This is a genomic window from Haliea alexandrii (genome assembly GCF_003719295.1).
GTDB classification, from domain to species: Bacteria; Pseudomonadota; Gammaproteobacteria; order Pseudomonadales; family Halieaceae; genus Haliea; species Haliea alexandrii.
Window position 1 is genome coordinate 1,279,079 of record NZ_RFLW01000001.1, and the last position, 25,649, is coordinate 1,304,727.

General features: G+C 56.8%; 19 protein-coding genes. 16 read left to right on the plus strand and 3 right to left on the minus strand.

The window, feature by feature from the left end; genetic code table 11:
• Window positions 1-12 precede the first annotated feature (12 nt).
• The 15 genes from EGJ68_RS05775 (at window position 13) to EGJ68_RS05845 (ending at window position 20,319) form a co-directional block, all read left to right on the plus strand.
• Window positions 13-978 (plus strand): XrtA-associated tyrosine autokinase, encoded by a 966-nt coding sequence (locus EGJ68_RS05775; protein ID WP_123033532.1) that lies wholly within the window; start codon window positions 13-15, stop codon window positions 976-978.
• Entirely contained in the window at window positions 975-2,549 is a 1,575-nt protein-coding gene (locus tag EGJ68_RS05780) for a TIGR03016 family PEP-CTERM system-associated outer membrane protein (protein WP_158283515.1), read from the plus strand. The genes EGJ68_RS05775 and EGJ68_RS05780 overlap by 4 nt, the downstream gene beginning before the upstream one ends.
• A gap of 9 nt (window positions 2,550-2,558) precedes the next feature.
• On the plus strand, window positions 2,559-3,695 hold the full coding sequence (gene wecB, locus EGJ68_RS05785) for a non-hydrolyzing UDP-N-acetylglucosamine 2-epimerase (RefSeq protein ID WP_123033534.1): 1,137 nt from the start codon (window positions 2,559-2,561) through the stop codon (window positions 3,693-3,695).
• A complete protein-coding gene (locus EGJ68_RS05790) occupies window positions 3,692-4,618 on the plus strand; it encodes an XrtA system polysaccharide deacetylase (RefSeq protein WP_233248686.1) in 927 nt (308 codons plus the stop codon). Before wecB ends, EGJ68_RS05790 begins: the two co-directional genes overlap by 4 nt.
• A complete protein-coding gene (locus EGJ68_RS05795) occupies window positions 4,615-5,646 on the plus strand; it encodes a FemAB family XrtA/PEP-CTERM system-associated protein (RefSeq protein ID WP_199227930.1) in 1,032 nt (343 codons plus the stop codon). The genes EGJ68_RS05790 and EGJ68_RS05795 overlap by 4 nt, the downstream gene beginning before the upstream one ends.
• A 7-nt stretch (window positions 5,647-5,653) precedes the next feature.
• The gene (locus EGJ68_RS05800) at window positions 5,654-6,970 is read left to right on the plus strand and encodes a TIGR03087 family PEP-CTERM/XrtA system glycosyltransferase (RefSeq protein ID WP_199227931.1); all 1,317 of its coding nucleotides are present in this window, start codon (window positions 5,654-5,656) and stop codon (window positions 6,968-6,970) included.
• A complete protein-coding gene (gene xrtA, locus EGJ68_RS05805) occupies window positions 6,957-8,498 on the plus strand; it encodes an exosortase A (protein ID WP_158283516.1) in 1,542 nt (513 codons plus the stop codon). The genes EGJ68_RS05800 and xrtA overlap by 14 nt, the downstream gene beginning before the upstream one ends.
• The gene (locus EGJ68_RS05810) at window positions 8,495-9,718 is read left to right on the plus strand and encodes a TIGR03088 family PEP-CTERM/XrtA system glycosyltransferase (protein ID WP_123033537.1); all 1,224 of its coding nucleotides are present in this window, start codon (window positions 8,495-8,497) and stop codon (window positions 9,716-9,718) included. The genes xrtA and EGJ68_RS05810 overlap by 4 nt, the downstream gene beginning before the upstream one ends.
• A 2-nt stretch (window positions 9,719-9,720) precedes the next feature.
• On the plus strand, window positions 9,721-11,628 hold the full coding sequence (locus tag EGJ68_RS05815) for an XrtA/PEP-CTERM system amidotransferase (protein ID WP_123033538.1): 1,908 nt from the start codon (window positions 9,721-9,723) through the stop codon (window positions 11,626-11,628).
• A complete protein-coding gene (locus EGJ68_RS05820) occupies window positions 11,625-12,839 on the plus strand; it encodes a TIGR04063 family PEP-CTERM/XrtA system glycosyltransferase (RefSeq protein ID WP_199227932.1) in 1,215 nt (404 codons plus the stop codon). Before EGJ68_RS05815 ends, EGJ68_RS05820 begins: the two co-directional genes overlap by 4 nt.
• Window positions 12,840-12,895: 56 nt before the next feature.
• The gene (locus EGJ68_RS05825) at window positions 12,896-13,933 is read left to right on the plus strand and encodes a glycosyltransferase family 4 protein (protein WP_199227933.1); all 1,038 of its coding nucleotides are present in this window, start codon (window positions 12,896-12,898) and stop codon (window positions 13,931-13,933) included.
• The gene (locus tag EGJ68_RS05830; protein ID WP_158283517.1) at window positions 13,930-15,282 is read left to right on the plus strand and encodes a phenylacetate--CoA ligase family protein; all 1,353 of its coding nucleotides are present in this window, start codon (window positions 13,930-13,932) and stop codon (window positions 15,280-15,282) included. The genes EGJ68_RS05825 and EGJ68_RS05830 overlap by 4 nt, the downstream gene beginning before the upstream one ends.
• Window positions 15,283-15,361: 79 nt before the next feature.
• Window positions 15,362-16,765 carry a putative O-glycosylation ligase, exosortase A system-associated gene (locus tag EGJ68_RS05835; RefSeq protein WP_123033541.1) on the plus strand — a complete coding sequence of 468 codons (1,404 nt, stop codon included), beginning with the start codon at window positions 15,362-15,364 and terminating at the stop codon, window positions 16,763-16,765.
• Window positions 16,762-17,721 (plus strand): polysaccharide deacetylase family protein, encoded by a 960-nt coding sequence (locus EGJ68_RS05840; protein ID WP_199227934.1) that lies wholly within the window; start codon window positions 16,762-16,764, stop codon window positions 17,719-17,721. Before EGJ68_RS05835 ends, EGJ68_RS05840 begins: the two co-directional genes overlap by 4 nt.
• Window positions 17,722-18,174: 453 nt before the next feature.
• Entirely contained in the window at window positions 18,175-20,319 is a 2,145-nt protein-coding gene (locus tag EGJ68_RS05845) for an HzsA-related protein (protein ID WP_123033542.1), read from the plus strand.
• Between the two features lies 1 nt (window position 20,320).
• Here EGJ68_RS05845 and EGJ68_RS05850 read toward each other — a convergent pair whose 3' ends face one another.
• The 3 genes from EGJ68_RS05850 to EGJ68_RS05860 form a co-directional block, all read right to left on the minus strand.
• A complete protein-coding gene (locus tag EGJ68_RS05850) occupies window positions 20,321-21,172 on the minus strand; it encodes a hypothetical protein (RefSeq protein ID WP_123033543.1) in 852 nt (283 codons plus the stop codon).
• 118 nt (window positions 21,173-21,290) lie between these two features.
• Window positions 21,291-22,388 (minus strand): sugar-transfer associated ATP-grasp domain-containing protein, encoded by a 1,098-nt coding sequence (locus EGJ68_RS05855; RefSeq protein ID WP_123033544.1) that lies wholly within the window; start codon window positions 22,386-22,388, stop codon window positions 21,291-21,293.
• A 49-nt stretch (window positions 22,389-22,437) separates the two neighbouring features.
• Window positions 22,438-23,484 carry a polysaccharide deacetylase family protein gene (locus EGJ68_RS05860; protein WP_123033545.1) on the minus strand — a complete coding sequence of 349 codons (1,047 nt, stop codon included), beginning with the start codon at window positions 23,482-23,484 and terminating at the stop codon, window positions 22,438-22,440.
• A 287-nt stretch (window positions 23,485-23,771) separates the two neighbouring features.
• Here EGJ68_RS05860 and pth point away from each other — a divergent pair, with 287 nt between their 5' ends.
• On the plus strand, window positions 23,772-25,649 hold the full coding sequence (gene pth / locus EGJ68_RS05865) for an aminoacyl-tRNA hydrolase (protein ID WP_158283518.1): 1,878 nt from the start codon (window positions 23,772-23,774) through the stop codon (window positions 25,647-25,649).

The window sequence follows — 25,649 nt, forward strand, 5'->3', positions numbered from 1 at the left end:
GAGAGAGCAACAATGAGCACGATCGAAAAGGCCCTGAGCCAGATGGAGGCCGCAAAACAGGCGCACCCTGATTCGCCGCAGAACACGGTGGAGCGCGCTGGTGAGGCGCAATCGGCGCCCGCTCAGGCCCAAAGTCAGAGTGACGATGTCGGCGACTGGCAGCAGGGGGCGCAAGTTGACATCCCCTTTGATGCGCTGCACGCGCAGGGGTTCCTCACACCGGCCATTCCACGCAGCGCCATTGCGGAGGAGTTTCGCACCATCAAGCGGCCGTTGCTGAAGAATGCCTCTGGTAACTCAGTCAGCCCGATTCCGAATGCTAACCTGATCATGGTAACGAGTGCCCTGCAGGGTGATGGCAAGACCTTCTCCTCCATCAACCTCGCCCTCAGCATCGCCATGGAGCGAGACAAAACCGTCTTGTTTGTCGATGCCGACGTACTCAAGGCGACGGCGGGCCATCGGCTGGGCATACCGGCTGGTACACCGGGACTGATTGATGTGCTGCGCCGCGAGGCAAAGCCGGAAGATGTCATCTTGCGCACGAACATGGAGAAGCTGCGCATACTGCCCGCCGGTACTGCCGACGAGCACGCCACAGAGCTGCTCGCCAGTGAGAACATGCACACGTTCATGCTGGAATTGTCCGCGCGCTATCCTGACCGCATCATTGTGTTTGATTCCCCGCCGCTGCTGCTGACCACCGAGGCCGGCGTCTTGGCGAGTTTCATGGGGCAGATCGTATTCGTTGCTTCGGCCGATATCACGCCACAGCACGCTGTGAAAGAGGCCCTGGAGCATATCGGCGAGGACAAGATGGTCGCGGTAATGTTGAACCGCGCATCGCGCCGGCGCATGGGCTTATTCGGTATGGGCGTGGGCTACGGCTACGGTTACGGCTATGGCTACGGCTACGGTGGCCGTGCTGAAGCGGCCGAGGCCGCGGATCAGGATGCAGCGAGGGCGATGAACCCGTGAAACTACGCCAAGACCCCGTCCCCAACGTGTGCAGCGCATCCCTCTGTGCTTCCTCCAGCTATTCTGTAGCGTTTCGCCCCCGCGTCGGACTATTCGCGCTGACGGCGGTGGCTGCTTTGCTTGCGCTGCCGGCGCAGGCCGCGGAGTGGGATACCAATGTTGGCATGTCAGTGGGTGGCTACTACTCCGACAATATCTGTCTGGCGCCGAATGACAAGGAGGGCAAGACCGTGGCAACGGCGCGACCGGATGTCAGCGTTACGGGGCGCGGTGCGCGCGGTAACGTGAACCTGCAGGCGGCTGTTGAATACAACTCGCTGGGGGACAGCGACCTGGAGTGTGAAACCGGTCAGGCTTCGCAGTTGAGCAATCGCAAGTCGTTTATCCCCAGCATCCGCTTCAATAGCGACTATGAACTGGTGGAGGACTGGCTTCAGGTGGATGCAGCGGCCTCTGCTCGAGAGAATTCGCTGAATCCCTTCGGGCCACCGGGCACGGGCAATGGGCGCGACAACACCAATATCGTCTACGACTACACTGCAGGGGCGTTATTGCAGCGTCGTCTGGCACAAACGGCCAACCTGCGCTTGCGGTACGCCTACAATGAGCAGTTCAATGATGCCGACATTTACGGCAACAGTGATGAAGACCGGGTCGAGTTCGATCTGGATACGCTGCCGGGGCAGGGGCGATTCAGTGCGGGCGTCGGGGGGCAATACAGCAAAATCAATTACGAAGCCACGGACTTCCAGCCCGCCTTTGACAATGAGCTGTCGAACGCCGAATTTCGTCTTGCCTTCCAGGTGCTGGACAGCTGGCAGATCAACGGCCTGGCTGGCGAGGAATGGAACGAATTCACCAGCCAGCGCGAGGATATTGACGGTAGCTACTGGGACGTAGGAATCCGCTGGACGCCCAATCCCCGGGTTGAGGTCAATGTCGGTACCGGTGAGCGTTTTTTCGGCAGCACACCTCGGGCAGATATTCGTTACCGCCACAAGCGCAGTGAACTGAGTGCCAGCTACGTGCGCACGCTGACTCTACCGCGCACGCTGCGCGGATCCGACGCAGGTCTCGTTGACCCCAGCGATCCGTTCGGTCCCGGCTTTGGTGAACTACCCGGGGATCTCCTCGGGAATGAGGGGCAGCCCACGTTCATCGGAAATTCGCCGGTGCTGGACGAACGTTTCGAGTTGCGCTATCGCTTTGAGGCTCGGAGAAGCTCCGTAACGCTTTCGGCTTCCGATTCACGGCAACAGCGGGCCGATGACGGCTCCGAGGCAACGTTCAGCGAGGCGGGTGTTACATTTACCCGCAATCTGTCCAGTACCCTGTCGGCCAATGCCCGTCTGCGCTGGTACGAGCGCGAAGGACAGGAAGCGGGTGGTGGCAACTTCGGTGGTTTTGGGCAGGATAGCGAAACCTGGCAGGCGGGCTTGGGACTCACGCGCCGACTGGGCAGTGATACAACACTCACGCTTGCCTACCAGTTCCTGACGCAGGATTCGGATTTTGCGCTGAACAATTACGACGAGAACCGCGTCACGTTCAACGTCAGACACGCTTTCTAGGACGCAGCCATGGCGATTGAACAGACGGCCGCGCGCATTCTTTGTGTGGTGGGCGCGCGGCCCAATTTCATGAAGATTGCCCCTATCATGCGGGCCTTCAACGCGCCCGGCAGTGGGTTGCAGGCGAGCCTGGTGCACACAGGGCAGCACTACGATGCGGCGATGAAGCATGCCTTCTTCGAACAGCTGCATATCCCGGAGCCGGATGTCGACCTGGGTGTTGGCTCGGGTACCCACGCCGAGCAAACCGCACATATCATGCTCAAGTTTGAGCCGGTGCTGGATGCCCAGCGTCCCGCGGCTGTGCTGGTGGTGGGTGATGTCAATTCCACTATCGCCTGCGCGCTGGTTGCGGTGAAGAAAGGCATCCCGGTGATACATGTAGAAGCAGGGCTGCGCAGTGGCGACCGCGGCATGCCGGAAGAGATCAACCGCATTCTGACGGATCAACTGTCGGACCTGCTGTTCACGACCGAGGCCTCGGCGGCGGACAACCTCGAGCGCGAAGGTATCAGCCGTGACAAGGTGCACTTTGTCGGCAACGTGATGATCGATACCCTGCACTACAATCTGGCGTCTGCAACACCCTCTGCCCACACGCTGGCAGAAGCCGGCGCCGCATTCACGCAAGGCTACGGCTTGCTGACCCTGCATCGTCCATCCAATGTGGACGATGCCGACGTGTTGCGGCGCCTGCTCACCGAACTCGCCGGGATCAGCCACGAAACACCGCTGGTATTCCCGGTGCACCCGCGCACGCGGGCCCGCATCAGTGAAGCGGGGCTGGACGCCTTACTCAGTGATGCGAATATTCTCCTTCTGCCGCCCCAGGGTTACCTGGAGATGCTCGGTCTGATGCGCGATGCGCGCATGGTGCTCACGGATTCCGGTGGCATTCAGGAGGAAACCACAGCACTCGGTGTGCCCTGCATAACGCTGCGCGAGAGTACGGAGCGGCCCATTACCGTTGCGCAGGGCACCAATACCATCGTAGGCACGGACGCAGCCGCTATACGCAAGGCCTACCGCGAGGTGATGGATTTAGGCGGCAAGGCCGGGCGTCAGCCGGAGCACTGGGACGGGCAGGCGGCGGAACGCATAGCCGTCATCCTGGCGCGCTGGTGTGCGGACGGGCGCGCGGCATGAGCAAGCAAGCCACCACGCGGCTGAATGCCATGACCGTCGACGTCGAGGATTACTTTCAGGTTTCGGCCTTCGAGCCCCACATCAAGCGGTCGGACTGGGACACGACACCGTTGCGCGTGCAGGCGAATGTCGAACGTATTCTGGATCTGTTTGCAGAGCATGGCGTAAAAGCGACGTTCTTTACCCTCGGTTGGGTGGCGCAGCGTCACCCCGGCATGGTGCAGCGCATCGTAGCTGAAGGCCATGAGCTGGCCAGCCACGGTTGGGAGCACATTCGCGCGAATACGCAGCGCCCGGCGGAATTCGCCGATGACGTCCGCCGTACCAAGGCTTTTCTCGAAGACATCGGCGGTGTTGCTGTGCAGGGTTATCGGGCAGCCAGTTATTCCATCGGCCGCGACAACCTCTGGGCGTTGGACGCGCTGGCGGATGCAGGCTATGCCTACAGCTCCAGCATTGCGCCACTGCGGCACGATTTGTATGGCATGCCCGAGGCACCGCGCTTTGCCTTTGCCGCGGCGTCCGGACGCCTGGCGGAAATTCCAGTCACCACCCTGCCGCTGGCAGGGCGCAACATCAACTGTGGCGGTGGAGGCTGGTTTCGCCTGTTCCCCTACGCGTTTTCACGCTGGGCGTTGCGGTGCATCAATGAACGCGAACAGCAAAGCGGGCATTTCTACTTCCACCCCTGGGAAATCGACCCGGCGCAACCGCGCCCTGAAGGCCTTACGGCCCGCACGCGCTTTCGTCACTACCTGAACCTGAACCGCATGCAGCCGCGCCTGCAGCAGCTGCTTGCGGATTTTCGCTGGGACCGCATGGACCGTGTGTTCGCAGACGCCATCGCGGCGCCCGCCGGCCTGCAGCAGCCGGCATTCGCGACGGGTCAGGCCAACAGTCTACGCGGGAGTGCCGGGGCGTGACGCTGCGAGTGCGCGCTGCCGAAGCCACTGACGAGGCGGCCTGGGAACGGTTTGTGGCCCAGTGCGAGCAGGCGACCTTTTTCCACCGTTTCGGTTGGCGCCGCGTACTCGAAGGTGCCTTGGGGCACCGCTGTCACTTTCTGCTTGCGGAAGAGGGCGGTGAGATCGTGGGTGTGCTGCCCTTGGCAGAAGTGCGCAGCCGGCTGTTCGGTAACAAGCTGGCGGGGCTGCCGTTCTGTGTGTATGGCGGTATCGCCGCGCAACATCCGGAGGCCGCGCGCCTGTTGCGGGATGAAGCCGCGGCGATGGCGACCGCATTGGGGGTCGATGCTCTGGAGCTGCGCAACCTTGAGGCGAGCGACAGTGGCTGGCCAATCAAGGACCTGTATTACACGTTCCGCAAGCCGATCACCGCAGACAACGGCGCAAACCTGAAAGCCATACCCAACCGCCAGCGGGCCATGATCCGCAAAGGCATCAAGGAGGGCCTTGCAGGTGAAGAGGTCGAGGGTACGCAGCGTTTGTATCGCGTGTATGCCGAGAGCGTGCGCAACCTGGGTACGCCAGTGTTCAGCAGGCGCTATTTGGACGCGCTCCGCTACGAGTTTGCCGAGGATTGTCGTGTATTGATGATTCGTCAGGGCGACGAAGACGTTGCAGGTGTGATGAGTTTCTACTTCCGCAATGAAGTGTTGCCCTATTATGGTGGCAGCATTGCGCGGGCCCGCACAATACGTGGCTGCAACCATTTTATGTACTGGGAGCTCATGCGCCGCAGTGCTGAAGAAGGTATCACAGTATATGATTTCGGGCGCAGCAAGCGCGAAACCGGGCCCTTCGAATTCAAGAAGAACTGGGGATTTGAGCCGCAGGCGCTGCCCTATGAGTACTTTCTGGTCAAAAGTGCACAGGTGCCGGACGTGAACCCCAGTAACCCGAAGTACCGGCTGCTGGTTAATGTCTGGCAGCGCCTGCCATTGCCGGTGGCAAACGTGCTGGGGCCGCCATTGGCCCGTAACCTGGGTTAGGCGCGTAATGGGCATGGTGACGGCTGGTCCGAGCGGGGCAGATGAAGCCCCGAAGGAGGTGGTCCATTCCCAAAAACTGCCTCTGTTGTTTTTATGCCATCGTATCCCATACCCGCCCAACAAGGGTGACAAAATACGGTCGTTCCATCTTCTGCACCACCTGAGTCAGCATTTCGATATCCACCTTGGGAGTTTCGTTGATGACCCTGAGGATTGGCCGTGGGTAGCGGAACTCGAGAAATATTGTGCGAGCGTCTTTCTTCGCCCACTTTACTCGCGGCTCGCCACGCTTCGCAGCCTCTGGGGTTTCCTTGGCGGTCAGGCTCTTTCGGTTCCCTACTACCGCGACCGAAAAATGCTGGAGTGGGCAGAGAGCGTTACGGTACAGAATGATCTTCGGCACGCCATCGTTTACTCTTCCTCAATGGCGCAGTTTTTGCCTGCACAAGGCGCGAACTTCGAGCGCAAGGTCATTGATTTCGTGGATGTGGATTCGGATAAGTGGCGACAGTATGCCAGCCAGAAACCATGGCCCTTGAACTGGGTGTACCACCGTGAAGCGCGCTGTCTGCTTGCGCTGGAACAGGCACTCGCCAAACAGTTCGACGCCGGACTGTTTGTGTCTTCTGCTGAAGCTGATTTGTTTCATCAGCTTTCCCCAGATACGGCTCACAAAATCGGTTTCTACAACAATGGCGTAAATTGCGATTATTTTGATCCGGCTTTTGATGCCGACGCGCCCGAGTTAAATCCTTATCCAGAGGGCAGCGTTCCACTGGTGTTTACCGGGGCTATGGACTACTGGCCGAATGTGGACGCGGTGGTCTGGTTTGTACATGAGGTGCTCCCCCTGCTGCGTGGGGAATACCCGCAGGTCACGTTCACTATTGTCGGTGGCAGCCCGGCTCGTGCGGTGCGACAGTTAGCACGGCAGCCAGGCGTGGCCGTCACCGGCCGCGTGCCGGATGTGCGCCCCTATCTCAAGTACGCGATCGCCGCAGTAGCCCCCATGCGCATTGCACGCGGTGTACAGAACAAGGTGCTGGAAGCCATGGCCATGGCGCGTCCTGTTCTCGTCAGCGAAAAGGGATTGGAGGGCATAGCTGCATCTGATGGCGATCAAGTGCTGTTGGCGGAGTCTTCAGACGATTACGGTAGGCTGATTGGCGCGCTACTGAAGGGCGATTATCCTCATCTTGGCGAGCGTGCGCGGCAATGTGTATTGAGCGGATTCAGCTGGCAGGAGAACCTTCCGGAAGTTGTTCTTTTGCTGGGTGGTGAATCTAGACTGCCACGGTATGCGAGGGGTTATGTCGATATCTGAAGCAAAAACGTCGCAGGACAATTGGCTTCGCGCTTTTTCCGGCATGACGATACCAGCGATATATTTTCTTGCTGTGCTGGCTGTTTTTCATGAAACGGTCATGTCGATGATTCAGGTATGGGTCGAAGGAGAGACCTTTGCTCACGGCTTTCTGATTTTACCCATTTGTTTGTGGCTGGTTTGGCGAGAACGAGCTGCCTTGGTTGAACACATGGCTAAACCGGCATTATGGGTGGTTTTGCTGACTTTTCTGGGTGTTCTTGCTTGGCTTGCGGGTTGGCTGGTCGACGTTAACTTGGTGCAGCAGTTGGCACTTGTCTGGATAGCAGTTACGGGGATCTGGGCACTGATTGGCACCGGCGCGGCGAGACGCATCGCCTTTCCGCTGTGTTTCCTGTTTCTGGCTGTGCCGATGGGAGAAGGCCTAATACCACCCTTGATGGAGCTGACTGCTGACAGTACGGAATACTTGGTACGGTTAAGCGGAATTCCTGTGTATAGAGAAGGGATGTATCTGACCTTGCCGACCGGGCTTTGGTCAGTTGTGGAGGCCTGCAGCGGGGTGCGCTACCTCATCGCCTCATTCACGCTGGGATTACTTTACGCCTATTTAAGTTTCCGTAGCACAAGCCGAAGAGTCATCTTTGTGATGTTTGCCATCCTGGTACCCGTGATCGCAAACAGCTTGCGAGCCTATGGCATCGTAATGATCGGGCACCTCTCTGGAATGGAGTTGGCAACGGGAGTTGATCATCTCATCTACGGCTGGGTGTTTTTTGGTGTCGTGATGCTGCTTCTGTTTTGGGTTGGCAGTTTTTGGCAGGAAGCAGAGTCCCACACCTTAGCTGAAGATAGCGAGGTTAGAGGAGCGGTTGTCTATAGATCTGCCAAGTCATCGCAGCGTAGAGCGTTTGTGTTCTTGCTGTTTGTTATCACCGCGGCACCCGGTCTGGCAGCCTTGCTCACCTCAGGTGAAGCTCAGCGTGTGGGGGGGATTCGTCCTCTGGACCCGGCTCCCGGCTGGAGGGTCTCTGAGGATCCCCAGTGGGGATGGCTGCCAAATCAGCAAGGTGCGGATCGAATCGCCCATCAGTACTACCTTGGCGACAGCGTGGTTATGGTCTCGCTTTATCAGTATTTAAACCAGGTCCCCGGTGCAGAACTGGCGAGCAGTGGCGAGGCATGGAGAGCCGACCGCGCTGCGTGGCGTTTGGTCAAGGAGGATACGGTCGATCTCGCAATGGTAGGGAAAGGCATTTCGGTTGATGAAGCAGAGTTGGTGAATACATCAGGACAGCCGAGCTTGCTTGTATGGACTTGGTATCGGGTAGGCAACGAATACACTGCCAATCCATATCGCGTAAAGTTATTGGAAGCGAAGCAAGTGCTGTTTGAAGGAGGAAGAGCTGGAAGCCGGTTCTTCTTGGCAACCCCAATCGGTGAGGATAAGGACACGTCACGTCTCACTATGGAGGCGTTTGTCCAGAGCCATCTTGAGAGACTGGAAGTTGTGCTGGACACTCGATGACTGTGAGCGCGAACGCCCCTCCCCTTGTTGTTCACATTATCTTTGCATTAGGCACGGGTGGGCTGGAGAACGGGCTCATAAATATCATCAACCGGTGTCCCCCGGAGCGCTATCGCCATGCAATTATTTGCCTCACGCGAAGCGAGGAATTTTCCGCTCGCATTACAGCACCCGGCGTAGAGGTGATTGAACTGCACAAAAAGCCGGGTCATGACCCGGGTATGTACTGGCGCCTATGGCGTACGCTGCGCCGTTTGCGCCCTGCTATTGTGCACACACGTAACCTGGCCGCGTTGGAGACCCATGCCCTCGGGATACTGCTTACCGGCTGCAAACGGGTACACGGTGAGCATGGCAGAGACATCAGCGACCTTGACGGTAGCAATCGGAAGTACCAGTTGTTACGCAGGATGCTGAATCCCCTGATCCATCGGTTTATCGCGGTGAGCCGCGACCTTTCGGACTGGCTGGTTACGTCGGTAGGGATTTCTCCTGACAAGGTGGTACAGATCTACAATGGTGTCGCGCAGGACAGTTTCACGCCGCAGATTTCAGAAGCGGCAGATCGCGGACAGGTAGCTGAGGCGGTACGTGTTGCAGTGCCCGGTATGCCAGAGGGGTTTTGTGATGCGCCGCAGTGCCGGGTGGTGGGCACAGTGGGTCGCCTGGCTGCAGTGAAGGACCAAAAAACGCTTCTTGTGGCTCTTGCAAAGATATTCCGGGACAGCCCTCAGCGGAGGGATACCCTGCGCTGTATACTGGTTGGCGATGGCCCGGAGCGCTCGGCACTGCAGAAATTGTTGGTAGAACTCGGTTTACAGAGCTGCGTTTGGATGGCTGGTGACAGGGACGACATACCTGAACTTCTGGCCTGCATGGATGTATTTGTGCTGCCATCTCTTGGGGAGGGCATATCCAATACGGTTTTGGAAGCTATGGCTACAGGTTTGCCGGTCGTGGCTACCCGCGTAGGCGGTAACCCAGAATTGGTTGAGCATGGCGTGAATGGCTTGTTGGTGCCTGTGGGGGATGCGGCAGCACTCGCTGAAGCGCTACAAGGGCTGGCTGATGACCCAGTGAAGTGCAAGCAAATGGGCAACGCAGCGGTACAGCGAATACAAAGGGATTTCGACTGGGAACGAACGGTGTATTCGTATCTGCAGGTTTACGACAAGCTCTTAGAGCGGACCTGTTTCCCGGAATCAATGGAGAGGACCTGACTGTGTGTGGCATTGCCGGTATCTTTGATCTGACCCAACAGCGCGAGCCGGATCGTGAGCTGCTGGCCGCTATGAATCAGACCCAGTTCCACCGTGGCCCGGATGAAGGGGGGCTGTACATCGTCCCCGGCGTTGGCCTGGCACATCGTCGCCTTTCCATCATTGATCTGGCCAGCGGGCAACAGCCCATGCTCAGTGCGGATGGCAAGCTCTGTGTCGTCTACAACGGCGAGATTTATAACTTCCGGGAGCTGGCAGGCGAATTGGAGGCCCTTGGTTATCGCTTTCGCACGAACTGCGACACCGAAGTTATTCTCTATGCCTGGCAAGAGTGGGGTGAGCGCTGTGTGGATCGTTTGCGAGGCATGTTCGCTTTCGCACTTTATGATTTAAATGCGCGCAGCCTTTTTCTTGCCCGTGACCGCTTCGGCATCAAGCCCCTCTTTTATAGCGTGCTGGCAAAGGGGCAGCTGATCTTCGGTTCTGAGCTCAAGGTGATCAAGGCGCATCCGGACTTGCCTAGGGCGCTGGAGCCGAGGGCAGTTGAGGATTACTTTGCCTTAGGCTATGTGCCGGAACCGAAGACTATCTACCGCGATGTGTTTAAGCTGCGCCCGGGACACACCATGTTGTTCCGCCGTGGCGAGCCAGTGCCAGCGCAGAAGCAGTTCTGGGATATCCCTTTCAAGCCCGTGGCAGTGGCCAGTGAGGCAGCCTTGCAGGCGGAGTTGCTTGCTCGTTTGCGCGAGGCTGTGCAGGTGCGCATGGTAGCCGAGGTGCCGCTGGGCGCATTTCTATCTGGTGGTGTAGACTCCAGCGCTGTAGTGGCGATGATGGCGGAGCTACAGAGCGAACCGGTGAACACCTGTGCTATCGGGTTTGATGTCAAACAATTTAATGAAACCGAATACGCGGCTCGAGTCGCAGAGCGATATCACACCAACCACTTCCAGGAAGTCGTTAGTAGCGAGGACTTCGACTTACTGGACGAACTTGCCGGTTTGTATGACGAGCCCTATGCGGACAGCTCCGCCATCCCCACCTACCGGGTCTGCCAGCTGGCTAAGCAACGGGTGACGGTTGCGCTGTCGGGAGATGGTGGCGATGAGCACTTCGCCGGTTACCGCCGTTATCGCTGGCACATGCACGAGGAGCGGCTGCGTCAGGCCCTGCCGCTTGGGCTGCGCAAGCCGCTGTTTGGTGCGCTCGGCCGGCTGTACCCCAAAGCAGACTGGGCACCGCGCATGTTCCGCGCCAAGACCACTTTTCAGGCGCTGGCGCGCAATTCGGTGCAGGCGTACCTCCATTCCGTCTCCATATGCAGCGATGAGCAGCGTGCGGCAATGTTCAGCAGTGCGTTCAAGCGCGAGTTGCAAGGGTATTCTGTGCACTCTGTGTTCGATGATCACGCAGCCAATAGTCCCACCGATGATCCGCTGTCGATGATCCAGTATCTCGATATGAAAACCTATTTGGTAGGCGATATCCTCACCAAGGTGGACAGAGCGAGCATGGCGCATGCGCTTGAGGTGCGTGTGCCCTTGCTTGATCATCCGCTTACTGAGTGGGTGTCCGGGCTGGCGCCCGAATGGAAGTTGCGCGGCCAGGAAGGCAAGTACCTGCTGAAGAAATCCTTGGAGTCTCGCCTGCCGCACGATGTGCTGTATCGCGACAAAATGGGTTTCGGCGTGCCCTTGGCCAAATGGTTCCGCGGGCCGTTGAAGGAACGTTTGCGTAAAGATCTGCTGGATTCCGGTGGATTGGCGGCCACCGGGCTTTTTAATCATGATTATCTGGCACGCCTGGTTGACGAGCATCAGTCCGGACGGCGCGATCACAGTGCGCCCCTGTGGACCCTGTTGATGTTTCAGGCCACGGTTCGTGACGATCAGTTTGTGGTGGGAGCGTGAGTGAAGCGGTGATGCGTATTCTGCATGTCCTCGATCATTCCATACCCCTGCACAGCGGTTACACCTTTCGCACGCGCAACATTCTGCGCGGCCAGCGTGCGCTGGGCTGGCACACGGCGCATGTTACCGGGCTCAAGCAGGGTGCGAGTGATGCAGCAGAGGAAACGATCGATGGCTTGCATTTTTACCGCACCGATCCTAGCGCCAATCCGCTATACCGCTTGCCTGTGCTTGACCAGTGGGAGGTGGTGGCCACATTGGCCCGTCGTATTGTGGAGGTGGCTGCTATTGAAAAGCCGGATATTCTTCACGCTCATTCGCCAGCTTTGAACGGCTTGGCGGCGCTGCGCGCCGGGCGTGAACTCGGCTTGCCGGTTGTCTATGAGTGTCGTGCCTTCTGGGAGGATGCGGCGGTGGACCATGGCACCAGCCGAGAATGGGGGCCGCGCTACCGTCTGACCAGGGCCTTGGAAACACACGTGTTTCAGCGGGCCGATGCGGTAACCACGATTTGTGAAGGTTTGCGTGATGAGATCGCAGGCCGAGGTATAGCAGAGGGCAAAGTCACGGTTATCCCGAACGCTGTAGATACGGAAAGTTTCACATTCGATGCCGCGGTGAACCCGGATTTGCAGCGGGAACTTAGGCTAGATGGCAAGACGGTACTGGGTTTTATTGGCTCTTTCTATGCTTACGAAGGTATTCCCCTCCTGTTGGACGCATTGCCAACTCTGCTGGAGCAGCATGCCGACCTGCGCTTGTTGCTGGTGGGAGGAGGGCCGCAGGAGGCGCAAATTCGCGACAAGATCGCGCGCCTGAATTTGCAGGACATCGTGATCCTCACCGGGCGCGTGCCCCATGCGCAAGTGCAAGATTATTACAATCTGGTAGACATTTTTGCCTACCCCCGCCTGCCGATGCGCTTGACTGAACTGGTCACCCCGCTTAAGCCGTTGGAGGCCATGGCACAGGGCCGGCTGGTGGTAGCATCGGATGTGGGCGGGCACAGGGAGCTGGTGCGCCATGAAGATACCGGTATGCTGTTTGCTGCCGGGGACGCGAAAGCGTTGGGAGCGGCGGTGCATGGCTTGTTGGCGCGCAGGGGTGATTGGGGCGGAATGCGCGACCGAGGCCGGGCGTTTGTGGAGCAGGAGCGCACCTGGGCGGCTAGCGTTGGACGTTATGCGGCGATTTACGGTGGCCTAAGATGACCGAGTTGCATCTGGGTCTGATCGGCCCGGTGCCGCCACCTAACGGGGGTATGGCCATGCAGACAGAGCAGCTGGCCCGGTTGTTGCGTGCTGAAGGGGTCCAAGTGACTCAGGTGGTGAGCAATGCACCCTATCGCCCGGCATGGGTGGAGCGCCTGCCCGGTCTGCGCGCACTGCATAGACTATTTTTTTATCTGTTTGCGGTGTGGCGCTTGGCAGGCAGGGTCGACGCAATCCACTTAATGGCAAATTCGGGCTGGTCCTGGCAGCTGTTTGCGGCGCCAGTACTCTGGTTGGCCCCTTTGCGTGATTGCCCGGTGATTGTCAATTATCGGGGAGGTGAGGCCGGCAACTACTTTCTGCGGGCCTGGCGCCGGGTTCGGCCCTCATTGAACAGGGCGGTACTGGTGGTGGTGCCTTCAGGTTTTTTGCGAGCCGTGTTTGCCGAGTACGGGCAAGCCACGCGGATAATTCCCAATATCGTCGATTTGAGTGTCTTCAGGCCGGTACAAGGTACAGCGGGCCCAGGCCGGCCCTTTACACTGGTAATCACCCGCAATCTTGAGCTTATCTACGGTATTGAAACAGCGCTTGAGGCGCTGGCGAAGGTTCTGCAAAGCGCGCCGGAGACACGCTTGCGAATTGCAGGTAGTGGCCCTCAGGAAAGTGAACTCCGAACTCTTGCTTCTACTTTGGATATCAGCCACGCAGTAGAATTCACCGGGCGGCTGGACCGGCGCGGCATTGCACAGCTATACGCTGAGGCGGATGCAATGCTGAACCCTACTACGGTTGACAATATGCCAAACTCTGTCATCGAAGCTTTGGCGTGCGGTCTACCGGTGATCTCTACCGCCGTTGGGGGAGTGCCCTACATTGTGCGTCATGAAGACACAGCTCTGCTGGTGCCGGTGAATGATGCTGCCGCTATGGCGGCAGCTATTCTTCGCCTTCAAGACGATGAAGCAATCAGGGGGCATCTCCGTGAGCGGGGGCTGGCAGAGGTGGCCCAGTACGCATGGCCGGCCGTGCGAGAGCAGTGGTTGGCTGCTTACGACGAAGTCGCGGGCCGCAAGTCAGGGACTTTGGTGTGAGCTTTTACCAGAAGGCCGTTGCAGGGCTGCTGTTCCCTTTGCAGGAGAGGCTCAAGGGCCACGATACTATAACTGTTCACAAGGCAATGGAGGCTTCGCAATGGCTTACGCCCGAGGCTTTGGCTGGCCTGCAACTGGAGAATCTGCGCCGCTTTCTGCTAAGGGTTGAACAAAACGTGCCCTACTACCACGACTTATTCAAGGCACTGGATTTCAAGCCTGAACAGGTCAGCTCACTTGCAGACCTGCAATGCCTGCCACTGCTCGATAAAGCGACTATTCGTGCCCACACCGAGGCAATGAAGGCCCGAGGAGCGCAGGGTCTCAAGCGCTTTAACACAGGGGGCTCAAGCGGTGAGCCGCTGATTTTCTTTCTTGGTAAAGAACGAGTTAGCCACGATGTGGCAGCGAAACGACGTGCTACCCGTTGGTGGGGTGTGGATATTGGTGATCGAGAAATTGTCGTGTGGGGTTCACCGATCGAGTTGGGCGCCCAGGATCGCGTTCGTCTCGCGCGTGATGCCCTGTTTCGCACCGAACTGCTGTCTGCCTTTGAGATGTCCCGAGAAAATCTACAAATTTTTGTGGAACGCATTGTGGCGAGGCGTCCCTTCATGCTGTTTGGTTACCCCTCATCGCTCGCGCTTATTGCGCAGTATGGCTTGGAACACGAAGTCGGCCTTGATCAGTTGGGTGTCAAAGTAGCGTTCGTGACATCCGAACGGCTGTATGAACACCAGCGCAAGTTGATTGAACGGGTTTTTGGCTGCCCCGTTGCAAATGGTTATGGTGGCCGTGACGCTGGCTTTATTGCGCATGCCTGCCCGGAAGGCAGCCTGCACATTACCGCTGAGGACATGGTGGTTGAAATTGTTGACAGGGAAGGCCGTGTTTTGCCTGCAGGTAAAAGCGGTGAAATCGTGGTGACGCACCTTTTTACCAGTGAATTTCCATTCCTGCGCTACAAAACGGGCGACGTTGGTGTTTTGGCCCCTGAGCCTTGTATATGTGGCCGGGGGCTCCCGGTGTTGGCCAGCGTTGAAGGGCGCACCACGGACTTCATGGTGGCCGCGGATGGCACTATCCTGCATGGCCTGGCGCTGATCTATGTGCTGCGTGATATGCCCGATGTAGCAAATTTCCGGATTGTGCAGGAGTCACTGTCGCTGACCCGGGTGGAGGTGGTGCCGTGCGACACGTTGACACGAACTATGGTGGGCGAGATTGAATCGGGGCTCAGGGCTCGCCTGGGTGAGGCAGTGCAGATTGACGTGGTAGAAGTCGACGAGATTCCGCGCGAAGCGTCTGGCAAGTTTCGCTATGTTGTGAGCAGGGTAGCTGCCCTATGATCGATAGCCTGTATCTGCTCATGGTGATTTCCTGCGTATGCTACTTGTTTTGGTGGGCCGACCAGCAGGATGACGACTGATGCGTGATCTATTGCTGGTGCTCTTCCTCTTCGTTGCGATTTTTTATTCGTTCAAACGGCCCTACCTCGGGGTTGCTGCCTGGGTCTGGATTGCGTTGATGGCACCATCCGACTGGGCCTTCGGGTTTTCGCAGAATTTCCGCTTGAACCTCACCATTGTCGTGGTGACGGCTCTTTCATACCTGTTAATTACCCGGCAGAAGAATGTCAAAGTGAATGCTCTGGGTGGGTGGGTATTTCTTTTTGGTCTCTGGACCCTGGTGACGACAATTACCAATTTGAACTCCTACCCGGCTATGGTCTGGGACTACTGGAATCAGTTCATCAAGGTATTGATGCTTTTTTTCTTCATCACATTGGCTGTGCGGAAGCGATTGCATATCGATGTCCTGGTTTGGGCGGTCGTGCTCTCGGTGTCTTCCTATGCGGCAATGGAGGCAGTGAAGTTCATACTATCCGGTGGGGGGCACATGATTACGGGTCGCGCAGGCATTATCGCTGACCGCAATGACTTTGCGGTCGCGATCAATATGTGTATCCCGTTGGTTGTCTACCTGGTTCAGGTTACTCAGCATAGGTCAGTGCGAATGGGGCTCTGGATGATTCTCGCCCTTAACGTGGTGAGCGTGGTGGGAACAGGCTCACGGGGAGGCTTCATTGGGTTAGCCATTCTGGCGATAGCCTTTTGGCTGCGGTCGCGCTACAAGATGCCGCTTGCGGTTCTTGCGCTATTGGCCCTGCCTGTTCTGTATCAAAGTACCCCAGAGGAATGGCGTGAGCGCCAGGCAACAATTTCAACTGCTGCGGAAGAAGACAGTTCTTTCATAGGCCGGCTTTGGGCCTGGAAGATATCCACGCTGCTTGCACTAGACCACCCTTTGACCGGCGGCGGGTTCAAGGCCGTGCTTGATGGGCGCATTTGGCACTACTACGCACCGTTCACGCCAAACTTCACTCCTCTCGAAACCCGGCCGATTCCTGAGGAAAACGGCAGTCTTGCGGCGCATAACATCTACTTCCAGGTATTGGGTGATCATGGTTTCATCGGGTTATTCATCTTCCTTGTGATGCTTGCTCTGGCTTTGCTGAATAATCTTCGGAATACCCATCTGGGACATGCTCGCCAGGTTAACTGGTACCATAAGTTGGCTGGCATGCTTACGCTCTCGTTGGTCGGCTATGGCATCACGGGTGCCAATGTCAGCCTAGCTTATTTTGATTTGCTTTACGCCGTTTTGGGCGTTATTGCGGTAATGACGCTTCGGCGATCTGAGTTGACCGAAAGTGAAAACGTAACCTCAGAACAAGCCCTTGCACCGCGCGGCAGTTTACGTAGACAAGGCTACCCAGGGGGAGGGCGCGATAAACAGTCGTTGTCAACGCAGGAGCCTGATCGGACATGATGTCATATAGGGACTTTGCGTTTCGTTGCCTGTGGAAAGTCTTGGGTGCGCGGGGGCTATCTACCCTGCTCTACCATCGTGTTCTCCCCGAACTCGACACGATGCGGCCGGGTGAGATCACAGCACGAGAGTTCGAGTGGCAGATGGGTGTTCTTCAGGAACACTTCAACGTGCTGCCTTTACGGGATGCGTTGGAATATTTGCAGCATGGGGGCCTGCCTCCACGCAGCGTGTGCATCACATTCGATGATGGCTATGCCGATAACCTCACTGTGGCGTTGCCGATTCTTGAGCGCTACGGGTTAACCGCCACAGTGTTTGTCAGCTCAGGGTTTCTCTCGGGAGGACAAATGTGGAACGACAGTATTCTTGAGGCATTGAGGGTGATCAGGCCGGGCTCCTTGGACCTAAGTGCACTTGGCCTCGGCAGGTTCAATGTGGCTAAGGATTCTGATCGCCTCAACACCGCCATAGGAATTATTCGCGACAGCAAGTATTTCCCTCTGGCACGGCGCGAGGAGGTTGTGAAGTACCTTATGGAGACCTCTGGTATTCAAAGTGAAGGTCTTATGTTGACGCACGAGGACCTGCGGGAATTGAAGCGGAGAGGTGTGGAAATTGGTGGCCATACCGTTTCGCATGCGATTTTAGCGTCGCTCGGTGAGGGTGAGGCGCGCGCCGAGATTGAAAAAGGCAAAGCGGATCTGGAGGGAATACTTGGCGAGCCGATCGACTTCTTCGCGTATCCGAACGGCCGCAAGGATCAAGATTATCGGCCTGTAGATGTTGAACTGGTCCGCAATGCAGGGTTTACCGCCGCGGTCACCACGAATTGGGGGGTTTCAGCTCCAGCGACATCCCGGTTTGAGCTGCCGCGCTTTACCCCTTGGGATCGGAATCGCGCGAAATATCTGGTCCGGATGGCGCTGAATGCTAGAAATCCCATTGCGCATTGACCGAGATAGAGATGGGTGGTTGTGCTAGACTAATTGAGTGAGTTACGAGGGCGTCGTCCGGAGTCTCAAGTGCCAGATACCCTAGCATTCCCAACATTACTGCGCCCAGTTCTCTGGGCGTTTTCGTTGTTGGCGGCTGGAGCCTTCGGCCAGGAAATTTACATCGAACGATATTCGGGAGCAGCCGCTCAGGCGTGGGCCGAATACGTCAGAATACGCCTTGGTGAGCAAAATGGCCCCGCAGAGCCTTCGGCGCCTGCCCCTGGACCCGCGCCCACCACGCCTGCTACGCCCAAAGCGTCACCGGTGAGCCCTGCGCCAATTCCGCCGACGCCTTCGCCTCCGCAACCGGTGGTATCTGGGCCGCAGGGCAGTGTGGCTCCCGGCGATCCCTTGGCTACGCTTACCACACCTTTGGTCTATACCCGCGTGCCGCGCACGCGTGGCACTGCTATGGCGACATTGCGCGATGGCTCAGAGGTGAGCCTTGATAGCCCTGATGTGTGGGACGCGCTACCTGACACCAGACGCGTGTTCAGCGGATTCAATGCACCAGGTCAACTGGTTCTTCGCCACCCTGACGGCTCGGAGCAGATACTCTTTGACTGCTTCCAACAGGCGCAGCCCTGTGTGCCGCTGGATGCGGCAGTGTCTTTGGATGGCGGCCGTGTGCTCTTCTCCGTCTACTACGGAGAAAAGCTCGGTAACGGCTGGTGGGATGGCGCCACGCTGCCTAATCGGGTGCTTTCCGGGGCATCGCATGCGCGTCTGCATGTGGTGGATCTTGAAACCGGCCTGGTGACACCCCTCACGCACCAAGCGGGCGTGTTTGATGTCTCCCCAGCTTGGTTACCCGACGGTCGGATAATGTTTGCATCGAGCCGACAGCCTTTTCGCGAGCCCCGGTTGCATTGGATAACACCCAACAACCGCCCCCATACGCAGCTCTATATTGCTGATGCGGACGGGAGCAATGCGGTCAACGTGACACCGCACGAAGTGTCTTCGGCTCTGCATCCTTATTTACTCGACAGCGGAAGGGTGGCCTACGGATCGCACTGGCTGAGTCATAATCTGGCATACAGCAGCACCAATGGCAGTATCAATTGGCCCGGCACCCTGGATAACTTCTGGGTGGTCATGGACATGGATGCACGGGGGGGGGACATGACAGCCCTGCTCGGCGGCCACCGGGCATCCTTGCAGGCAAGCACTGGACGAACCAAGACAATGAAGGCGCTGCACTTTCTTGGCCAGCGTCAGAACGGCGATATCTGCGTGGCCAACTATTATCGGGCGAATAATCTTGGTCTGGGAGACGTTTTTTGCTGGCCACCGGAGCCCGTAGGCGTGGAAGGTGCTCTTCCCAACTTTTTGCCACGAGGTATTTATAACGTCGCGGATTGGTCGAAATCAAATGACGAGCCTTCGTTCAAAGAAGATGGTGAATTTCTGGGCAAGATTGGCTATCCCGAGGGTATGGAGGGCGATCAGCTGCTGCTGACAGTGGGGCGGGGCTATTGCACTCAGGTTTCTGGATCGGTGCAGAGTTTTCAACGCGCAGTTGCAGATCAGCCGAACAAGCGTGCCTGTGACGTCGGTCTTTATCATACCTCGGTGTTACCCTCCAAAAATATGCAGGATCTGGTCGAGGTTGTCGATCACCCTGATTGGCACGAGTTTGGTGCCCGGGTGGTACGGACACGTGGTGTTGAAGCGCCTGTTCCAAGAATGACTCATGACAGCACCTGTCAGATTGCAAGCAGCGATGCGCTTACGGGGGAAACTAGCCCCCGTCGCCCGTATCAGTTCAATAACAATTACGTCACATCCGCTAATAATGGTGGTGAAATCGACGGTCTGCCCGCTGGGGAACTGGCCGCGATCCGATTTTGGAGGGTGTTCTCCAATCCTTTAGGTGAGGATGACTTCAAAAACTCGATAGGGAATCGTCTGGGTTTGTTGGGCGATGTGCCCCTTCTCGCGGACGGATCATTCAAGGCTAAGGTTCCCTGCGATGTACCCTTCGTAATGGCAGGGGTAGACGCTGACGGGCGGGTGATAAAGCGTGACCAGGTGCCACAGTCATTGCGACCGGGCGAAAAGCGCGTTTGTACCGGTTGTCATCAGCACTCAATCCCTGGGCGGGCCTACGAGGCATCAATGGCTTTCGCCGCAAAGCCGGTTGAGATCTTGAGCACGCGGCGGGTGCCCACGTTCGAAGATGATATAAGGCCAATCTTCGAACGTCGCTGCCTATCCTGCCATGTGGATGACGTGCCGTTGATGGAATATGACAAACTGGTTTGGGACTTCTTCCAGGAGTCAGTGTTGCCTGAAAGGCGTGTTCAGGTAAAGGAAACAACAGACAAGAGGCGGCAGTATGGTTTGCAGAGGCCGTATACGAGTAAATATGTGAACACGATGTTCGCAAGGGAAAGCCTCTTGTACTGGAAGGCGGCCAACCGGCGTCTGGATGGCCGTACTGACGCGACATATGCCAACGACATCGACTTTGGCCCCAACCATCCCGTTAATATTAGTCCACTGGAATTGCGGACTCTGGCCGAATGGTTGGATTCAGGCGCGCCGCGCTAGGTCATTCTCTCCCAGACGATGACTGGAATTGCTGCCATTGCCGCTGCAAAATCTGCGCCCTCGGCCAAATTCTTGTGAAGAGTCTCGGCTGGTAATCACCGGAAGCATACAGGCGCCGCCGGGTGGGAGAGGTCGCCAAGGCCCCCGATTTACCTTCCCTGTCCTCGCCTGCGAACAATATGTACGCGCCACATCGCACGGGAACCTCGCGCAGATAAACGAGGCGAGGACTGATCCGCGACAGATTGGGATCGAGAAACCAGCTGGTGCTCTGAACTCCGCGAAAGCTCGGGTTCAGCTGCAGGAAGTCAGCCAGGTATTCGTAACACTCCAGCAAACCCGCAGGATGGAAAGCCTCTTTGACTGCAGGGTGCATGTGAAGCTCTAAAAACGGCCGGGTTCCGCGGCTGGCTGCTGTTGCTCGCAGGAAGCGGATAGCTTGCTTCGGGCCGCCCTTGATCGCCAGGGAGCGCGGGATCCCTGAGTGGGGATTGGCGAACTCCGCCCCAAACGGGATTAGCCGATGCAGCAGGATAGCCAGATCCTTGCGGAATGGATCATTTTGAAAACTGAAGTAACTATCAGGCATATTCGCGGCCGTGAATTGAAGTCTTTCCAATTGCGCGTCGTAGAGTAGAGCAACACATTTCGGTAACTTCCAGGGCGATTCCGAAAGTGAGAACTCCTTTAACAGAAAAATCAGGAGTCGCTTGTTAAACGGAACAGCACCTCGCCTTTCTTTTGTGGACAACTCCTGCTCGAGTGCTAATAAATTTTCTGGCAGGGCGGCGTACCCGGTACCCGCGACTGGGGCTAGTGCAAGGGCACAATACTCCTCTATATCTGTTGTCATGTGCAGCCCCGGTGGGAATTGTCACTATTGAGCTCACTCTACGCGGGCGTAACTTGAGCGACCTTGTTTTCCTCTGCTTATTTACCTAGGTTGCGGTCATGGTTTTCATTAGGAAATTCTACCGCATGCTCGGCTGGCGAAAAATTTCCCGATGAGGTTTGTCGAACACAATCGCCGCGGTTGGGTCTGGCTCTACGTTGAGCTCAATAACGACCGGACCATCGACGGTAATCGCGACATCTACGCCGGCAAACTGTATATGTGGGAAGGCCGCTACTGCACGTATCGCGAGGCTCACCGATTCGATCCAGAATGGTACTGTTGCTCCGGTAATTTTCTCTCCCGAATCCTTGTGGGTTTGGAACGTTTCATTCCAGTTGTCGTTTTTCAGGCTCAGGCCCGTACCGATTTCGCCTGTATCCGTGTCGATCGGGAAGATTAGTCCGCCCTGGCTCGTATTGTCTACCAAGCGGCCTCGGCGACCAACGCGCAGAAAGGCCCCCAAAATATCTTGAGTATCACCTCTGTTGATTGCCCAGATCCTCAGGGTGTTGACGCTGGATGCGTTAAGGCGTGCTACTTCAGGGTGCTGATTTACATACTCCTCAATAATGTAATCGGCCCCTGCACCGGGCTGCAGGATATTGTCGACAAACTCGGAAACGCTCGCTACCTTTTTTGAGTCTAGTAACCTGAGCTTCAAGGTGTCTCCTCTTTCAAGGCTAACCGCCTGAAAACCCTTTCCACCGTAGCCTTCTACCAGCTTGAAGCATACCCTTTCCACCTGCTGCTGCGTCAGCAACAGCTGCGTCAAATCGTCAGCGTTGACGAGTCTGCTGCCGGTTGCAGTGACCCCAACCCGATTATGTAAGCGGCCCAGGAATCTCGGTGTCGGAATTCCGACTAATTGAAGGATGGCCTTCTCGCTAATTTTGTTCTGTGACAGCTTTTGGTAGGCGGGAGGATTCAGCGTGTTTACATGGTGTCGGAATTTCTTGTATGTCCAGAAGCCACTTTTGAACCGCCAAGGCAGATCCCTGCGCCAGTAACGCGCGACATGGTAATGGCCGGGGCCCAAGCCATAGAGTACGCGCAATATCAGCATTTCGACGAACTGCCTGCTGGCCGCGAGATGTCCTTCGCTTGCTCGCCTTAGGGTTTGCCGTACGACGCCCCCTAAAGTGGTTTTTTGCGGCCGCTTCAAGTGAACATTCACTTTGGTTTTCTCCCGCCAATTTGTAGGAATACGAGCGGTGACGCGGCTTCTAGCGCCTTTTTCGCCGGGAAAATCCTAAAGACGTGCTGGCTTGGCGTATCAATTCCATGAAGCCGCTCATTTCCGCCTCAAATTCTAGTTCTGAGATGTTTTGCCCATCGAGCAGGCGAGGCAGAGCATATATTGCAGACTGACCATCCACCATTCCGAGCTCGGTGGTCGTAGCAGAGGTAACGCCAGCGTCATTTAGATGCGGCCAAATTTCCTGCGAAAACCTCCCGCTAGGATAACAAAAGTGAACCGGACCCCGCCCTGTTATATCCTCAATGCACCCGCTATTGAGCACGAGTTCCTGCTCCAGACAGTCTTCATCGTCATACCTGATTCTGTGGCGGTGGGTGTGCATTTCCACAGAAACGCCCTTCTCTGCGGCATCCTGAACTTCCTCCGCGTTCATGAGATGAAACCAGCGTTCTGTTAATAGCTTCTCGTAGTCCACGTCAGCTTTCTTGCATACTGATTGTAAGAACAATTGCCTCCTTGCATCATCCTGCAGTTTGGATATGGCGTCCACTGCGGCTGCAAGGGCGAGGGCTTTCTCCTGATCCGTCCCAGTTGGTAGTGGCCCGAATGCGAAGTCGGAAATATGAATTTCTGGGCATCGGGCTGAGTCAATTTGCTGAAAACAGTAGTCTAACGCGACATCGATAACCGGTGCCTGATTGACACAATAGTATGTCGTTAAATAGATGGTGGCGGGGTAGCTGTGTGCCAGCAAAGCAGGAAGCATATGCACATAAGTGCTATACCACCCATCATCAATGGTAATCACGGTAGCTGATTTGGGGAGCCTACCCCCGTCAAGGCCTTCGATGGCCTGCGTTAGTGGAATTACCGGGTACCCCCACTTGTTGAGTAATGCCAGTCTTCGTTGAAATTTGCGGGCGTCCATGTACAGAAAGTTGCCAAAATGACCTTCACCAAGCCAAATGCCGTGATAAGCCAGGATGCGAACTCGACCGGACGTCAGGTGCCTGCTCAGGGCAAAGAGTCCTATAGCGCGTCCGAGCGAGAGGATGAAGAGTTTAAAGTTCAAAGAAGCCCCTGGTGGGAGTTTTCCTTGCGCTATGTTTGATCATGCTGACTCTCATTGCGAACTTGGATTGAGGCCGCTCGACGATTGCATTGTCATCGAGGTGGCTGATCTGATGTGTCTTTAAGCTGTAAATATTGTTACTCAAGCGGTGTGGTGAAGCATATTGTAATTACCAAAAATCATTAGAAGGATACCACCGAAGGCCACGGCTTAACCTCCAATAATTTGGACAATGCCGGACTTTGAGTGCATTCTTGCCGATTGTGCATATACCGGAGCGCTTGGTTTTGGCCATCACCGCATTGACAAGTCGTGCCAGGGATCTTGTCGCAATCCTTCGCTGGCGAACGGAGTTCGCCTCGGCGATGGCTCGAGCGCTGATAAAAAGGTCAGTGCTCGGAAAGGTCGAGTTTGTGGGCATTACGGGTAGTGCGGGCAAGACCACAACCAAGGATCTCTGTGCCGGTATACTCTCAGGTAAAGGGTCGGTAACCAAGACTCAGCAGTCCTCTAATGAGCCAGCGATGGTGGCCAACACGGTGGTCGCTACGCGGCCTGGTGACCGGTATTCAGTTGTGGAAGTGTCCGGCGGCGAGCCTCGGGCCATGAACTGGCCTCTCAGGTTGTTCACGCCGAGCATCGCCGTTGTAACGCTCATTCAACGTGAACATGCCCGGTCCGATTTCGGGCTTGAGGACATCGCCACGGAGAAGTTCCGACTTGTCCAGGCATTGCCGAAAGATGGCATTGCAATCCTGAATATTGATGACCCTCTGTTGCTGGAGAGGGGGCAGCACTGCCGTAGGAAGGTGATCTGGGTGGGGCGGAGCGAGGGTGCCACTCTGCGTCTACTGGAATGTCAATCAAAGTGGCCACAACCGCTGACCCTGAAGGTCAAGTACAAAGGCGAAGATCATACAGTGGTGACGGCGCTGCACGGCGAGCAACTCGCGCTGTCTGTTCTCTGTGCTTTGGCCGTGGGGGTGGCGGCTGGTATGGAACTACCAGACGCCATCAAAAGCCTGCGTAAATTGGAGCCCAGCGAGGGGCGAATGCAGGTTGTGGCCGGTAGAGATGATGTCACGTTCCTGCGGGATGACTGGAAAGCCCCTCTTTGGTCGTTGGACTCGCCCATGAAATTTATGCGAGATGCCAAGGCACCACGTAAAGTCATGGTAATCGGCACGCTTTCGGATTACTCACGGTCAGCATCCAAACTCTATCCACAGGTGGCGGAAAGAGCGTTGGAAATTGCCGACCAGGTAATTTTTGTCGGCCCCAATGCCTATCGGGCTACAAAAAAAGCAAATGGAGACCAGCTGAAGCGTTTGCACGGTTTCGCTGAATTGCGGCAGGCTTCGCTGTATTTGCGTGAGGTGCTGCGTCCGGGGGATCTGGTACTGCTGAAGGGCTCGTCCCGTGCGGATCACCTCGTGAGGTTGATTCTCGACCGGGAAAGCCCCATCGCATGCTGGGAAAGCCGGTGTGGTAAATCTCAGTTCTGCACGCAATGTAAGAGAGCCTACGATTTCTCCAACCCCGCCACTATACATTCCGACGCGCTCTCTGCTGCCAGTGACGCGCTTCCGCTTATTCCTAATGTTCAGGGACGTATTGCCTTATTGGGGCTGGGCAACCCGGGGGGAAAATACCAGCTAACGCGGCACAATGCCGGGCATTTTGCACTCGATACGCTGGCCCAAGAGCAGGGCATGGTTTGGGAGCAGATATCTCTGGGACAGGTCAGCGAGGGGGTCATACAGGGTGTCCAGGTCATGCTGGTTAAACCGGACGCCGCCATCAATCATTCAGGTGAGGTGATTCGCAGAATGCTCGGGGCCGAAGAGCTCGCCAGCGCAGCGGTCGTGATTCACGACGATATGGATCTTGAGCATGGCACAGTCAAAGTGTGCCGAGGGGGTGGCGACGGCGGCCATCTTGGGGTGCGTTCTATCATCGGCGCGTACGGGACACAGGATTTTCAGCGGATTCGGCTGGGGGTACGCCCGCAAGGCGATGACAGCAAGAGCCGACGACTGGTTCACCAGAGACTATCGAATCAGGAGCTACAGCAGCTTACCGCAGCGTTTTCGTCCGGATTGCAGCAACTGCTAAATCAGCTACAGCGGCACGAGGCGAGCCTTGTCGTGGACGCTGGAGCGTAG